The organism is Spirabiliibacterium mucosae (genome assembly GCF_014884965.1).
In the GTDB taxonomy this organism is placed as follows: Bacteria; Pseudomonadota; Gammaproteobacteria; order Enterobacterales; family Pasteurellaceae; genus Spirabiliibacterium; species Spirabiliibacterium mucosae.
Map to the genome: position 1 here is coordinate 32,552 of NZ_JABTBO010000009.1, position 14,195 is coordinate 46,746.

General features: G+C 53.5%; 7 protein-coding genes and 2 pseudogenes. 1 reads left to right on the forward strand and 8 read right to left on the reverse strand.

All coding sequences use genetic code 11. The features are described 5' to 3' along the window. Position 1 precedes the first annotated feature (1 nt). Both HPC37_RS04805 and rne read right to left on the reverse strand, forming a co-directional pair. On the reverse strand, positions 2–1,417 hold the full coding sequence (locus HPC37_RS04805) for a replicative DNA helicase (RefSeq protein ID WP_208122058.1): 1,416 nt from the start codon (positions 1,415–1,417) through the stop codon (positions 2–4). 105 nt (positions 1,418–1,522) lie between these two features. Continuing rightward, positions 1,523–4,534 carry a ribonuclease E gene (rne, locus tag HPC37_RS04810; RefSeq protein WP_208122059.1) on the reverse strand — a complete coding sequence of 1,004 codons (3,012 nt, stop codon included), beginning with the start codon at positions 4,532–4,534 and terminating at the stop codon, positions 1,523–1,525. Positions 4,535–4,936: 402 nt separating this feature from the next. Between rne and rluC the strand changes: the two are divergent. Next, positions 4,937–5,892: pseudogene (gene rluC, locus HPC37_RS04815) on the forward strand (23S rRNA pseudouridine(955/2504/2580) synthase RluC). Here the strand turns inward: rluC and recD are convergent. The 6 genes and pseudogenes from recD to HPC37_RS04845 form a co-directional block, all read right to left on the reverse strand. After that, positions 5,889–7,787: an exodeoxyribonuclease V subunit alpha gene (gene recD, locus HPC37_RS04820; RefSeq protein ID WP_208122060.1), complete on the reverse strand. Its 1,899-nt coding sequence runs from the start codon at positions 7,785–7,787 to the stop codon at positions 5,889–5,891. The pseudogene rluC and the gene recD overlap by 4 nt on opposite strands. Then, entirely contained in the window at positions 7,787–11,368 is a 3,582-nt protein-coding gene (recB, locus tag HPC37_RS04825; RefSeq protein ID WP_208122061.1) for an exodeoxyribonuclease V subunit beta, read from the reverse strand. Before recB ends, recD begins: the two co-directional genes overlap by 1 nt. A gap of 3 nt (positions 11,369–11,371) precedes the next feature. Beyond that, positions 11,372–11,728 carry a DsrE/DsrF/TusD sulfur relay family protein gene (locus HPC37_RS04830; protein WP_208122062.1) on the reverse strand — a complete coding sequence of 119 codons (357 nt, stop codon included), beginning with the start codon at positions 11,726–11,728 and terminating at the stop codon, positions 11,372–11,374. Between the two features lie 51 nt (positions 11,729–11,779). Then, the gene (locus HPC37_RS04835) at positions 11,780–12,316 is read right to left on the reverse strand and encodes a YgjV family protein (protein ID WP_208122063.1); all 537 of its coding nucleotides are present in this window, start codon (positions 12,314–12,316) and stop codon (positions 11,780–11,782) included. A gap of 63 nt (positions 12,317–12,379) precedes the next feature. Further along, positions 12,380–13,698: pseudogene (locus HPC37_RS04840) on the reverse strand (TRAP transporter large permease). A gap of 2 nt (positions 13,699–13,700) precedes the next feature. Then, the gene (locus HPC37_RS04845; RefSeq protein ID WP_345790007.1) at positions 13,701–14,123 is read right to left on the reverse strand and encodes a TRAP transporter small permease; all 423 of its coding nucleotides are present in this window, start codon (positions 14,121–14,123) and stop codon (positions 13,701–13,703) included. Between the last annotated feature and the right edge of the window lie 72 nt (positions 14,124–14,195).

The following is a 14,195-nucleotide window of genomic DNA, read 5'->3' on the forward strand; positions in this document are numbered from 1 at the left end:
GTTATTCGTCTTCGTTATAGGCCGGCCCATCGTAATTATCAAAGCGGGAAAAGCGCCCGTTGAAGGTCAACCGCACTTTGCCAATTGGCCCGTTACGCTGCTTGCCGATGATAATCTCCGCAATATTTTTAAATTCGCTGTGCTCGTTATAAACCTCATCGCGGTAGATAAACATAATCAAATCCGCATCCTGCTCAATGGAGCCCGATTCCCGCAAATCCGAGTTCACAGGGCGTTTATCAGCTCGGTTTTCCAAGCTACGGTTGAGCTGAGAAAGGGCAATCACCGGCACTTCCAGCTCTTTGGCGAGCGCTTTGAGTGAGCGGGAAATCTCCGCGATTTCCAAAGTGCGGTTTTCGCTGTAGCCTGGCGCGCGCATCAGCTGCAAGTAGTCAACCATAATCAAGCTCAAGCCGCCGTTTTCGCGATACACCCGCCGTGCGCGGGAGCGCAGCTCCGTTGGCGTGAGGCCGGAGGAATCATCAATGTACAAGTTGCCACGCTCCGACATCATTTGCACCACGCCTGTGATGCGTGACCATTCGTCGTCATCAGTGATGCGCCCTGTGCGCACTTTGGTTTGGTCAACCCGCGCCAAGGAGGCGAGCATCCGCATCGCGATCGAATCGGCAGGCATCTCAAGGCTGAACACCAGCACGGGCTTGGTTTGGCTCATCATCGCGTTTTCACACAAGTTCATCGCAAAGGTGGTTTTCCCCATCGACGGGCGCGCCGCCACAATGATGAGGTCAGATTTTTGCAAGCCCGTGGTTTTGAGATCCAAACTGGTGTAGCCAGTTGACACGCCTGTCACGCCGTTGTTGTTTTTCGCTTGAGATAAAATTTCGATTTTTTGCAGCGTGTCATCGAGGATTTCAACAATCGGTTTCGGGCCCTCTTTGGCATTGTTGGTGCGCTTTTCGGCGATGTCGAAAATTTGCTTTTCGGCATTATCAAGCAAGGCTTTGATATCCTGCCCCTTTGGCTCGTAGTTTTGCTCGACAATGTTGAGCGCCGCGCCAATCAGCTCACGCTGGATGGCCTTCTCCCGCACCACGCTGGCATAAGTCAACACATTGGCGGCACTTGGCGTGTTGCGCGAAAGCTCCGCGAGGTAGGCAAAACCACCCACTTCTTCACTCACGCCTTTGTTTTTCAAATGCTCGTCTAAGGTGATGATGTCAACAGGTTTGTTGGCACGGGCAAGGGCTTCCATTTCTTGGAAGATCACGCGGTGAGCAAAGGTGTAGAAATCATCGGCGTAAACGTGCTCAATCACCTCTTCAAATTTGTCGTTGCTCAACAAAATGCCACCGAGCACCGCCTGCTCGGCTTCCAAGGAGTGGGGCGTGGTTTTCAACGCCTGGGTTTTACGATCGGTTTCGCTCAATGTTGACGGGGATGGTTGCCTTGCCATGAAAAAGTCCTACACGCTAAAAGAGTTCTATTATAGCAAAATTTTGCCAAAAGCGAGGGGCATTCTTGCAAAATAAAACCCCCAATCATGATTGGGGGTTTTGCGTTAGTTTGCCTGACTTGGTGCGGCACTGACATGGCTGCTGGCGGCATTGATACCCGCAGCGCCATCGCCTTTGAAGCGATAGCGCGAGCCCTGCCACTCAACAATGGCAAACGGCGCGCCACTTGGCTGGCTGGCGGCTTGCGCCATCGCCACTTGCACGTGCTGCACGCGGGAATAAGTGCCAAAACGCTGGCCTGAAACCGCACTTTGATCTTCGACTTTGGCGATCACTTCATCCACGTTGAGCTCTTCTGCCACACTGCGAGAAGGTTGCTCATCGCTTTTCAGCACGCTGTTGGCCGCTTGCAGTTTTTTCTCCACAGACTCATTGGCCGGCTGGGTGATAAAGCCCAGTGGCGCGGCGCTTTGGTCTTTCACCACGCAAGACACCGCCGGCACGCTGATGCCAGAGCCGTATTTTTCGGCGTTGCGTTTGGCTTTTTCCGCGTCGCTATCGACCGCACTTTGGGTTTCAACCGCACTTTGGTCAACCGCACTTTGGGTTTGCGTTGCTTGAGCGGTTTCCTCTTGGCTTTCTTGCTGCTCGAGCAATTGCTCAACTGGCACAAACGGCATTTCCTCATCTTCTATGGCTTCACGGCGGTCAATCCAGACTTTGCCGCTGGCCAGCTCAGGCGACATCACGGCCAAAGTCAACGGCATTGGGCTTGCTTGCTCATTGCTGCTGCGACGGCGGCGTTGGTTGCCAGTGCGCAAATGGCGCGGGGTACGACGGCGACGTGAATTGCGATTGCGGCCTTCGTCGTTGCCTGAATTGTTGTCCGTGCTTTCTGCGTTTTCAACGTTGCTAATTACTGCCTCACGCGGGGTTTCTACACTGCGTGCTGGGGTGTTTGGCGCGCTGTCACGCACCGCACTTTCACTTGGCTTGTCGCTGGTAGTTTCACTGGCGAGTTGCGCCACAGGTGCGGCTGCTGCGTCGTCGTTTAACCGCACTTTTTGGCGCAAGTTGCGGCGTTCACGGCGCACGGCTACCGCTGGCTTGTTGTCGCTGTCGTCTTTTTCAACCTCATTGTTGCGCTCAACGGCTGGGCTGTTGGTGTTTTGGTTATTGTCGTTACGACGGCGCGAGCGGCGTGTGTTGTTGCGCGGTTTGCGCTCTTCACTGCTCTCTTCGCGTTTGCTTGGCGCTTTTTCCGCACTACTTTCTTGCGTGCGCTCACGGTTGTCGTTACGACGGCGGCTGTTGCGGCGCTCGTTGTTACGACGGCGTTGGTTCGGCTGGCGTTTTGGTTCTTTTTTCTCAGGCTCTTCCTCTTTGGCGAACAGCGCTTTTAATTTCGCCCACAAGCGCGCCAGCAGCGACGGCTTGTCATCTTTTTTGCTTGGTGCTGGGCATGGTGAAGCGCTTGGCATATTCAGCTCGCCGGCGGCTGCTTTTTCAAGCACGGCTTCCACCGTCACCGCTGCTGTATCAGGCGTGGCGATGTCAGGGGTGTTGTCTTGGCTGGCCGCAGAGCTACTGTCGTCGTGTTGCGCGTGGTATTGAGTCAAATTGTAGCTGAGCATATTCGCCACTTCGCCTTCGCGCAGGCGGAAGACTGAAAAGTGCGGTGTTTCCATTTGTTCGTTTGGCACCACCACAATTTCCACATCGTGACGTTTTTCAATGCTGTAAATCGCTTTGCGTTTTTCGTTAAGCAAGTAAGAGGCGATCTCCACCGGCACAATGGTGTGCACTTGCGAGGTGTTTTCTTTGATGGCTTCTTCTTCTAACAGGCGCAAAATCGACAGCGACAGTGACTCGTTGTCGCGCACTTTGCCGGTGCCTTGGCAGCGCGGGCAGATGTGGTGAGAGGATTCACCTAGTGATGGGCTCAAGCGTTGGCGCGACATTTCCAGCAAACCAAAGCGAGAAATTCGGCTGATTTGAATGCGCGCACGGTCTTGGCGCACGGCGTCGCGCACGCGATTTTCCACCTCGCGCTGGTGGCGCACAGGGGTCATGTCGATAAAGTCGATCACGATCAAGCCACCCAAGTCACGCAGGCGCAATTGGCGCGCGATTTCATCGGCGGCTTCTAAGTTGGTGTTCAATGCGGTTTCTTCAATGTCGCCACCGCGGGTTGAACGCGCGGAGTTGATGTCGATGGCGGTCAGCGCCTCGGTCACATCAATTACAATCGAGCCGCCTGATGGCAAGCGCACTTCACGCTGGAAGGCCGACTCAATTTGCGATTCGATTTGATAATGGCTGAAAAGCGGCACTTCGCCTTGGTAGAGCTTGATGCGGTTGGCAAAATCAGGGCGAATCAGTTTGATGTGCGCTTTGGCCTTTTCGTAGACTTTGGCGTTATCGATCAAGATCTCGCCGATATCGCGGCGCAAGTGGTCACGAATGGCGCGCACGATCACATCACTTTCTTGGTGGATCAAAAACGGCGCAGGGCGCGATTGCGAGGCTTGCACAATCGCCTCCCAGTGGTGCAGCAGCACTTTCAAATCCCACTGCAATTCTTCAGGTGATTTGCCCACACCAGCGGTGCGCACAATCAAGCCCACGCCCTCAGGCACCTCAAGTGAGCTGAGGGCTTCTTTGAGCTCTTGGCGCTCTTCGCCCTCGATGCGGCGTGAAATGCCACCGGCGCGCGGGTTGTTTGGCATAATCACCAAATAGCTGCCCGCCAGCGAGATGAAGGTGGTCAAGGCCGCGCCTTTGTTGCCGCGCTCTTCTTTGCTGATTTGCACAATCACTTCTTGGCCTTCTTTGATCACATCACGGATGTTTGGTCGGCCTTGGAAGGTGTAGCCTTCAGGGAAGTATTCGCGGGAGATTTCTTTGAGTGGTAAAAAGCCGTGGCGCTCGGTGCCGTAGTCCACAAACGCGGCCTCCAAACTTGGCTCTACGCGGGTGATTTTGCCTTTGTAGATGTTGGCTTTTTTCTGCTCGTGGCCTGGGTTTTCGATATCAAGGTCATAGAGGCGTTGGCCATCGACCAACGCAACACGCAACTCTTCTTTTTGAGTTGCATTGATTAACATTCTTTTCATTTAAATTTTTAACTCGTTTTTGTTTTAATCACTAGATAAACCGCGCCACCTTAGGCCTGATGTCCATACCTTGCCAATCTCCCGATTGTCTTTTGCAGGCGCATTAAAGGCTCAACGCTTGGTCAATGCATTCGTCCACTGCGCGGCGATTTATCCCACATCTCAAGGGCTGATGTCTTACGCTTGACTGCATCGCCTTGAAAATTGCTCTCACTTAAGGTTTTGGTCCTTAAAAGTGCGGTTTTGCCTATTACATTAATTATAATAAAAGCGTTGTATTATTTCATTTTATAGCGCCTCTTGGCAAGCAACCTTTGTTAAAATTTGAAAATCAATCACATTTTTTTATCGCTTTTTATGTATAATAGCGATTTTGAAACCACAAAGACTAAAAGGCGTTTTATGGCTGTTCGATTTTCCACCATTGCAAGCGACGAAGCGGGCCAACGGCTCGACAACTACCTGCTCGCACAACTCAAAGGCGTGCCGAAAAGTTTGATTTATCGCATTATTCGCAAAGGGGAAGTGCGGGTCAACAAAGGCCGCGTGAAGCCAGAATACAAACTGCAAGCCGACGACGTTGTGCGCATTCCGCCCGTGAAAGTCAGCGAAAAGGCCCAAGCGCCCATTTCCAACAAGCTCAGCCAAGTCAGCGCGCTGGAAAGCGCCATTATTTTTGAAGACGACGTGCTGTTGGTGCTCAACAAGCCCTCTGGCATGGCGGTGCATGGCGGCAGTGGTTTGAGTTTTGGCGTGATTGAAGCGCTGCGCGCACTGCGCCCCGAGGCGCGCTTTTTGGAGCTTGTCCACCGGCTTGACCGCGACACCTCTGGCGTATTACTGGTGGCGAAAAAGCGCTCTGCCCTGCGCCATTTGCACCAACAATTGCGTGAAAAAACCGTGCACAAAGACTATTTAGCCCTCGTGCGCGGGCGCTGGCAATCGAGCGTGAAAACGATTGATGCCCCGCTCAATAAAACGAATTAGCCAGCGGCGAGCGGATTGTGCGGGTCAACGCCGACGGCAAAGCCTCACAAACGCGCTTTAGTATTGAAGAGCGCTTTGGCGATGTCGCCACGCTGATTAAAGCAATGCCGGTCACCGGCCGCACTCATCAAATCCGCGTGCATACGCAATACGCCCAGCACCCAATCGCGTTAGACAGCAAATACGGCGATGCGGAGTTTGACGCCCGCCTGCGTGCGCTGGGGCTTTCTCGGCTGTTTTTGCACGCCTACGCCATCCGCCTCACCCACCCGAAAACTGAAGAGCCACTGTCAATCACCGCGCCACTTGATGACGCACTCAAAGCTGTGCTGGCTCAATTGCGCGCACAACAAAATGCCAAGTGCGGTTAACCCAGGGCCGTTAATGCGCGATAAAGCCCACTTTGGCGCTGGGTTGGGGTGCGGACACCGGCCTCCCACACCGCTTTGTTGCCAAACAGCACAAATTCGCGCTTGGCGCGGGTGATGGCGGTGTAAAGCAGCTCACGGGTCACTAGCGGCGCAATCGTCGGCGGCAGCACCAGCACGGTTTTGTCAAACTCAGAGCCTTGGGATTTGTGCACCGTCATCATAAAAGTCGGCTCAACGGCAGGGATGCGGCTTGGTGAAAAGGCGACGAATTCGTCTTTACCCTTTTCAAACCACACTTTCAGCGCCCCTTGCTCGTTGCGCAAACACAGCCCCACATCGCCGTTATAAAGACCAATGGCGCTGTCGTTTTCGGTGATCATCACAGGCTTGCCGTGATACCACTCATCGCGGTGAGCAAAATGCAATTTGCCCTCACGCTTGAGCTGCTCGCTCAGCGCACGGTTGAGATAATCCACCCCAAACTCACCACTGCGCAGCGCGCAGCAATAGCGCACACGATAAAACGCCGCAAAAATCTCACCCACCTCGGCCAACCGCACTTTGCCATATTGGTTGATGGCCTCAAGATAAGCACTGTAATCACGCCCTGCGTGATGCACCACGGCGGAAAGTGCGCTGCCTGACAGCGTGGCGTAATCCACACAATGCAAGTCGTCAAACCGCTCAAACAGCGCCCAGCTCTGCCGCGCGCCTTGGTTTACGGCATCAGACAGCACTTTGATGCCCGAGTCAGCGTGAAAGCGGTGGCTTTTTTGCAGGTGACAAACGTTGTCGCGCAGCACCCGCCCTTGCGCGCGCGCCGGCAACGTTTCGCCTGTGATAGCCTGAAGATACTCGGCAAAAGCGGGGCTAAAATCATCTCGCCCAAGGCTCAGTTGTGCCAGCACCGCACCTGATTCGACCGAGGCAAGCTGGTGCGCGTCGCCAAGCAAAATCACCCGCGCGTCAGGGCGCACGGCGTTGAGCAGGCGGGCAAACCAGTTGAGATCGACCATCGAGACTTCATCGACCACCACCACATCGGCCAGCAGCGGATTGCCTTGGTGAAACCGCACTTTGTCATCATGCAGTGAAATCGCCAGCATACGATGGAGCGTTTGCGCTTGGCATTCAATCGCCTCGGCCAACTCGCCCACCTGGCAACGCTCGGCATTGCTATGCAAACTTTGCCGCACCGATTCACTCAACCGCGCCGCCGCTTTGCCCGTCGGTGCCGCCATCGCCACTTTAAGCGCCGGCAACCCGCGCTCACGTTGTTGGTATTGCAACGCCAGCAGCAGCTTGCACACGGTGGTGGTTTTGCCCGTGCCCGGCCCGCCGGTGATTAAACAAAAAGCACTGCGCAGCGCCATTGCCACCGCCACTTTTTGCCAGTCCACACCCTCGCTGGGTTCAAACAATCGTGCGAGTAGCGCGCGCATGGCGGCGGTGTCGCTGATGCTCAGCGGGGTTTGAATGCGGGCGTGAATTTGTGTGGCGAGCTGCTGCTCATCACAAAAAGTGCGGTAAAAATAGAGCAAGCCGTGGGCGAACACCAGCGGCGCGCGCGCATGGTTGGCCACCGCAGGGTGGTGGGCCAACAGCTGCTGCCACGTGTGGGGCGGTGCAAAGCCGATGGCGCGTTGCATCTCGCCAAGCAATGGCGTGAATTGCGGATCAGTGATGTCAAAAAAGGCGCGTTGTTCAAAATCTTGCGGATTTAGGCACACGCTGCCTAAGCGTAGATCAAAGCTCAGCTGCGCGCCGAGCAACGCCACCAGGTTGTCGGCCGCCTCATTGCCGCTGGGTGTGGCGGTGAGCAATTTGGCGATGTGGTAGTCAATCGGCAAAATCAGCTCGGCTTGTTTGAGTTTTTCTAAAATCGCTAACATCATCACTGTGCAAACACCTTATCCAAAGCCTCAATCAAGGCAAAGTGCGGTTTGTCGAAATACACCCCAGTGGCGTTGCTCTGCCCTGTCATCCCCCGTAAAAAGAGGTAATACACGCCGCCAAAATCGCGCGCGTAGTCGTAATTCGGCACGCGCGTTTTCAAATAGCGGTGCAGTGCCAGCGTGTAGAGTAAATATTGCAAATCATAATTGTGCGCCAACACAGCCTGCGTTAGGCGATCAGGCGTGTAGCTGGCCGCATTCGCGCCTAAAAAATTGCTTTTGTAATCAACAATGTAATACTGCCCCGCGTGGCGGCAGACTAAGTCGATAAAGCCGCGCAGCATGCCTTTGAAATCACTCAAGGCAAACCGTTCCCGCGCGGTTTTCAGCGGGTAGCGCGCGAGCAGCTGATTGAACACGTTGGCGTGTACTTTGCTGTTGATCGCCAGCAAAAACTCCATCTCGCGCACGCTGTCACGCAGATCAATGGCTTGCAAGCAAAAGGCATTGTCCTCACGCAGCGGGGTTTGCACAATGCGCGTTAGCCACGCTTGCAGCGCGTCAAAGCTGCTCGCCTCCAGCCCAAGGGCGCTGAGGGCGTTTTCAATCAGCGTGTGATTGTCCGCATCAATGCGCATATCCATGCGTTGCAACAAGTGGTGGAGCACCTCGCCCACCCGCGCGCCAGCGGGGAAGGTGAAGGCGATGTCATCAACGCTGACCGCACTTTGCACTGGCATCATTTCAACGTCGCCTTGCCCGCTTTCAGGCTCTTGCAATGCCTCATGCAGCGGGTTGACCGCACTTTGCTGGCTCAGTGAGGTGAAGGAGTTGATCACCCAATCTTTTTCAATTTGGCCATAAAAATGTGCCGCCTCACCGTCCACTGCATCGGGCTGCGCGCGCCAGTCGCTTGGCGTGAGGGCATCGCAGTGGGTCAAGGTATATTGCTCGGGCGTGAAGTGCTTGGCGAGCAGTGCTTGGGTGTTGAAGGTGGGCCTTTGTGCCAAATCCAGCCCCAGCTCGCCTTGGGTGAGCAGGTAGACCAGCGGGTTCCAGCCCCAACTTTTATCTCTTATCATGTAGCCTTGATAAAATTCAGCATAAAGGCCAAGATGGACTTGATACACCGCGCGGGTCAGCGCCACATAAAGTAAGCGCATCTCCTCCGCCGCTTGCTCTCGAATGATGCGCTCCAGGGCGCTGTTGTCAAAATCAACGTCACTTTGACCACAATTGTTGAATTTTTCCAGCGTTTTGGGCGTAAGATTGGCGCCCGCGCCCACAAACGGCAGCCACACCACGCCGTATTCCAAGCCCTTTGAGCCGTGAATGGTGACGATTTTGACCAAATCCTGCTCACTTTCAAGGCGCAAGCTCAAGGCCTCGCCGCCCGCGCCTTTGAGGGCGATTTGCTGCTCAAACCAGGTGAGCAGCGCATACGCGTTGGGTTGCTGGTTCATTTGCGCTTGCAGCAACTCGCTTAGGTGCAAAATATCCGTCATCGCCCGCTCACCATCGGCGTGCGCCAAAATGGTTTGCGCCACCTGCCCATGTTGCAAAATGGCGTGAATCATCGGCAGCACGCCTTGGTTAAACCACATTTGCTGCCAGTTTAAAAGCTGCTCAACCCAGCTGTCCCAGCGCTGCTCGTCATAAAGCAGATGATTAAGCGTTTGGCTGTCGAAATAAAACAGCTGGCTGGCCAGCGCGTTGATGACCTTTGTGCGCTCATAAGGCATCAAGCAGCCTTGCAAGACCTGCAACAGCACCTGCGCCCACGGGCTTTGGAACACATTGTCTTTGTTGGAGAGATAAACGCTTTTGATCCCCAACGCTTGCAGCGCCGCTTTGACCTCCATCGCCTCATCGCCCTTGCGCACCAAAATGGCCAAATCGCTCGCCGCCAACGGCAGTTGCTCGCCGCGTTGATTCTCGCCCCACAATTTGCCCGCTTCAATCGCCTGCAAATAGCGCTGCACACTGATGGCACAAGCCCTCGCTTGGCTTTGTCGGAAGGCAGTTTTATTCTCCGCCTGGGCTAGGCAAACGCAAAGTGCGGTTTGCGCATCGCCGTTTAGGTAAAGTGCGGTTTTGCCGCCGCCGGCTTGCACGAGCGAGAAGTGAATCTCCGGCACCAAAAAGGCATCATCAAGTTGTGAGAACAGCTGATTGACCAGCGCGACCGCACTTTCACTCGAGCGCCAGTTTTTGCCCAAGGTGAACTCGCGCGCGGTTTGCTGCTTGGCTGCAAGGTAGGTGTAAATATCAGCGCTGCGAAAGCGGTAGATCGACTGTTTTGGGTCGCCAATCATAATTAGACCCACGCTATGCTCACTCGCCTCGAGGTAAATTTTTTGCAGAATATGAAACTGCTGGCTGTCGGTGTCTTGAAATTCATCGACCATCGCAAACGGGAATTGCATGCGAATCAGCTGCGCCAAATGCACGCCTTGGCTGCCCTGCAGCGCATCACTTAGGCGGCTGAGCAAATCGCCAAAGCTCATTTCATTGTTGTGCGCGCTCTCTTCATTCACGCGCTGGCGCACGTCAAGCGCCATGTGCCACAACAGCGCTTTGTGCAGCTGCTCAAAACGCGTGGTGTTGACTTGCGCGATAAACGCATCCACCGCAGTGAAAAACGCATGGGTTGGCGTGGTTTTATTTTTATTGGTTTTGTCGATCAGTTGATTTTGCGAAAAGTAATCTAATTCTTTGGGCAGGGTGAAGCTCAGCGTGCCCTCAAGCCACGCATTGAGCGCGGTGCATTTTGTTTCAAGGCTGCTAGCAGAGTATGTTTTGCCATTAAGCTGCTTGGCTGCAATGGCATTGGCAAGCAGCTCGCGCACCGCACCTTGGCTGGCCTGCCATAGGCTCTTCAATCCCTCACGGGAGGCAGCATAGGCCTCAAGCTCAGCGGTGATCTCCGCAAAGGTGGATACGGATTTTGCCGGCAGCGACCCTTCAAGAAAATGCTTGATGTGATCGAGCACCGCATCAGGGCTTGTAAGAAATTGCCGCGCAAAGGCGCAGACAACCGCACTTTGCGGATAAAACCGCGCGCGCCACGCCTGGCGGCAGTGCTTGAGGTAACGCTCTTGTTGGGCGCGTTCATCTAGCAGCACGGGGTCAAAATGGAGGTTGGCGTCAAAAGCATAGCGGCTGAGCATTCGCCGACAAAAGCCATGAATGGTGAAAATCGCCGCGGCGTCCATATTTTGCTGCGCCATATCCAAGCGCAAAATTGCCTCATCCACATCACCGCTGATGGCGTCAAACAGCGCACACAAAAACGGATCAGCGCTTGCAAACTCGCCCGTTTGCTGCCAGCTTTTCAGAAGATCTAAAAGTTCCACCACCCGCGCGCGGATGCGGTCTTTCAGCTCTTGAGTGGCGGCTTCGGTGAACGTCATCACCAAAATTTGCTCCACCCCAAGGGCGCGGCCAAAGGCGTTTTCCCCCGCGTTGAGCAACAGCCGCAAATAGAGCGCGGCCATGGTGTAGGTTTTGCCTGTGCCGGCGGAGGCCTCAATCAGCGAGGTGCCAGACAGCGGATGGGTGATGGCGTTGAGTGGCTGCATGGGTTAGAACGATAGCACTTTGTCCGCCCACAGTGTCCAGCGGCTGAGATCGCCCAGCGTGCCAACACTCACCCCTTCAGCCAGTGGCAAATCGGTGATGCCGCGGGCGTTGGTGCAGGTTTTGCACAGTTTCACCTCAGCGCCAAAGCCGGTGATGATTTCCAGCGCTTGCTGCACGTTGTAACCTTCCGCTGGGTTTTGTTTATCAAGCCCTGCGACCACCGCATCGGAGAGTAAAAACAGTTTGAGTTCGACCGCACTTTGATGTTCTTCTTGCAGCATAATGGCAAGGCGCAGTGCGTTGAAGAGGTTTTCGCTGCCATAAGGCGCGCTATTGATGATAAAAAGTAATTTTTGCATGGCGTGCTCCTTTTTGCTCACAATAAACGCCTTTGGCGCGAAAATCAATGCCTAATGCGTCACGCTGCGCTCCACCGCGCGGGCTTTGAGCAGGCGATAAATTGTGATTAAATTCATGGTCATCACGGTGCTTTCAAGCAGCACACCCCCAATCGACCCCACGATGATGTTATTGGTCATCCAGCAAATGGAGCCAAAGAGCATCACCAAGCGCATTTTAATGCCCGTGAGCAAAAACAGCGCGATGGTACCTGTGGCGGTGCCGATGATCGGAAACATACTCCACCAATGCTCGGAGATATACAAGCCAAAGCCGACTGCCACCGCCACAAAGGCAAAAGCCACATAGGCCGAGTTGATGAAAATCGAAGTGGCCGTGCGGCAAGCGGCGATAAACGAGCTCAGGGCCGAAATGGGCGAGCCGAGTAAGTAAAAATGGAGCATGTAGGTGAGGTTTAAAATCACCATGATGATTTTAAAGCGCTTGTCGTTGCGCTGATAAAACACCAAAATGCCGAGGAAGAACACCGCAATCCCCAGCCATTGTGCAAACGAGAGATGAATAATGTAGTCGAGATAGTCGCTCACAACGCCTCACATATAAAAAAGCGCCATTCGGAAATGGCGCGTAAAAAGCTAAATAAAATGCCCTTACACAATGCCGAGCAAGTTTGGCAAGAATAAGGAAATTTGCGGAATGTAGGTGACCGCTAAAAGCGTAATCAACAACACGATAAAGAACGGCAGCATCGGTTTAATGATATCTTGCAGCCGCACACCAGCCACTGAACAGCCGACAAACAAGGCGCTGCCCACCGGTGGGGTACACAAGCCGATACACAAGTTGAAGATCATCATGATACCAAAGTGGATTGGGTCCATGCCGAGATCAGTCACGATTGGCAAGAAGATTGGGGTGAAGATCAACACCGCTGGTGTCATATCCATAAAGACCCCAATCATCAGCAAAATCACGTTGATGATAAACAAGATAACATACAAGTTGTCTGAAATGCTGGTGAGCAATTCGTTGATCATAAACGGAATATCCGCGCTGGTCATAATCCACGACATCGCCACAGAAACACTGACCAAGAACAACACAATTGAGGTGGTGACCACCGCATCGAGAATAATTTTTGGTAAATCACGCAATTTGATTTCGCGATAAATAATCACCGATAACACAAAGGTGTACACCACTGCGATGGCGGAGGCTTCTGTTGCGGTGAAGATACCGCCCAAAATCCCGCCGATCACCACAATTACCATCAAGATACTTGGAATGGCATCGAGGGTGTATTTCATGAAAATATTGAAGGTAATTTTATCCGATACTGGATAACCGCGTTTTTTCGCGAGGATAAAGTTCACCACCATGATAGACAAGCCCATCAACGCGCCTGGCAAGTAACCGGCCATAAAGAGGGTGGCAACAGACATGCCGCCGGCGGTCAAGGCATAGACGATCATCACGTTTGACGGTGGAATCAAAAGCCCTGAGATACAAGAGGTGACGTTAATCGCAGCAGAATAGGCAGGGTCATAACCGGCCTTTTTCTGAATCGGCGCCATGGTGCCGCCCACCGCCGCCGCGGCTGCCACCGCAGAGCCTGAGATGGAGCCGAACATCATGTTCGCCAACACGTTCACATGGCCCAGCGAGCCTGGGATGCGGCCTACCAGCACTTGTGAAAAGTTAATGAGTCGAATAGCAATCCCGCCACTGTTCATCAAGGAACCGGCTAAGATAAAAACGGAATCGCCAGTAATGAGAAGCTATCAAGCCCTGTTGCCATTTTTTGCCCTGCGGTGAGCAGCACAATATCCCATGGCAGAATAAAAAACCCTGTGACGATGGTTGAAATACCGATGGAGAACGAAATAGGCACCCCAACAAACACCAACACCACAAACGACACCAGCATCACCAGCGGTGCGAACCATTCCCAAGAAAGTAACCAGTCCATTGCTATACCTCCTCACCGCGTGACAATTTGCCAGCATTTTCGATGATAAAAATGATGTTGTAGAACATAATCAGCAAGCCGCTCAATGGCACCGCCATGTAGACGTATGCCATTGGCATTTGCATTGAAGGCGAAATCTGCCCCATGGCAAACACTTTGCTCACCAAGACAGACCCGCCGTAGACCATGGTGCTGATAGCAAATAGAAAAATCACCACATTGATAAAAATAGCACTAATTTGTTTTTTGCGCGCCGTCAAATTGTGGGTGAACAAGTCAATCGACAAGTGGCGTTGTTGCCCTGTGGTGTAGGCCGCCCCTAATAGTCCCACCCAAATCATACTAAAGCGTGCAATTTCATCGGTTATGGTGCTTGGCATTTCCAGCACATAGCGGCTGAACACCTGCCAGGTTACGCACACCACCAACATCACCATCACGATAATCGCGAATGTGGCGATGACCTTATCAACACTATTTTAATTTTTCTAACAGCA

Excerpts from the sequence above, each read along its gene's own strand:
- HPC37_RS04805 (WP_208122058.1), bottom strand. The coding sequence starts at position 1,417 with ATGGCAAGGCAACCATCCCCGTCAACATTGAGCGAAACCGATCGTAAA.
- rne (WP_208122059.1), bottom strand. The coding sequence starts at position 4,534 with ATGAAAAGAATGTTAATCAATGCAACTCAAAAAGAAGAGTTGCGTGTT.
- recD (WP_208122060.1), bottom strand. The coding sequence starts at position 7,787 with ATGATGTTAGCGATTTTAGAAAAACTCAAACAAGCCGAGCTGATTTTG.
- recB (WP_208122061.1), bottom strand. The coding sequence starts at position 11,368 with ATGCAGCCACTCAACGCCATCACCCATCCGCTGTCTGGCACCTCGCTG.
- HPC37_RS04830 (WP_208122062.1), bottom strand. The coding sequence starts at position 11,728 with ATGCAAAAATTACTTTTTATCATCAATAGCGCGCCTTATGGCAGCGAA.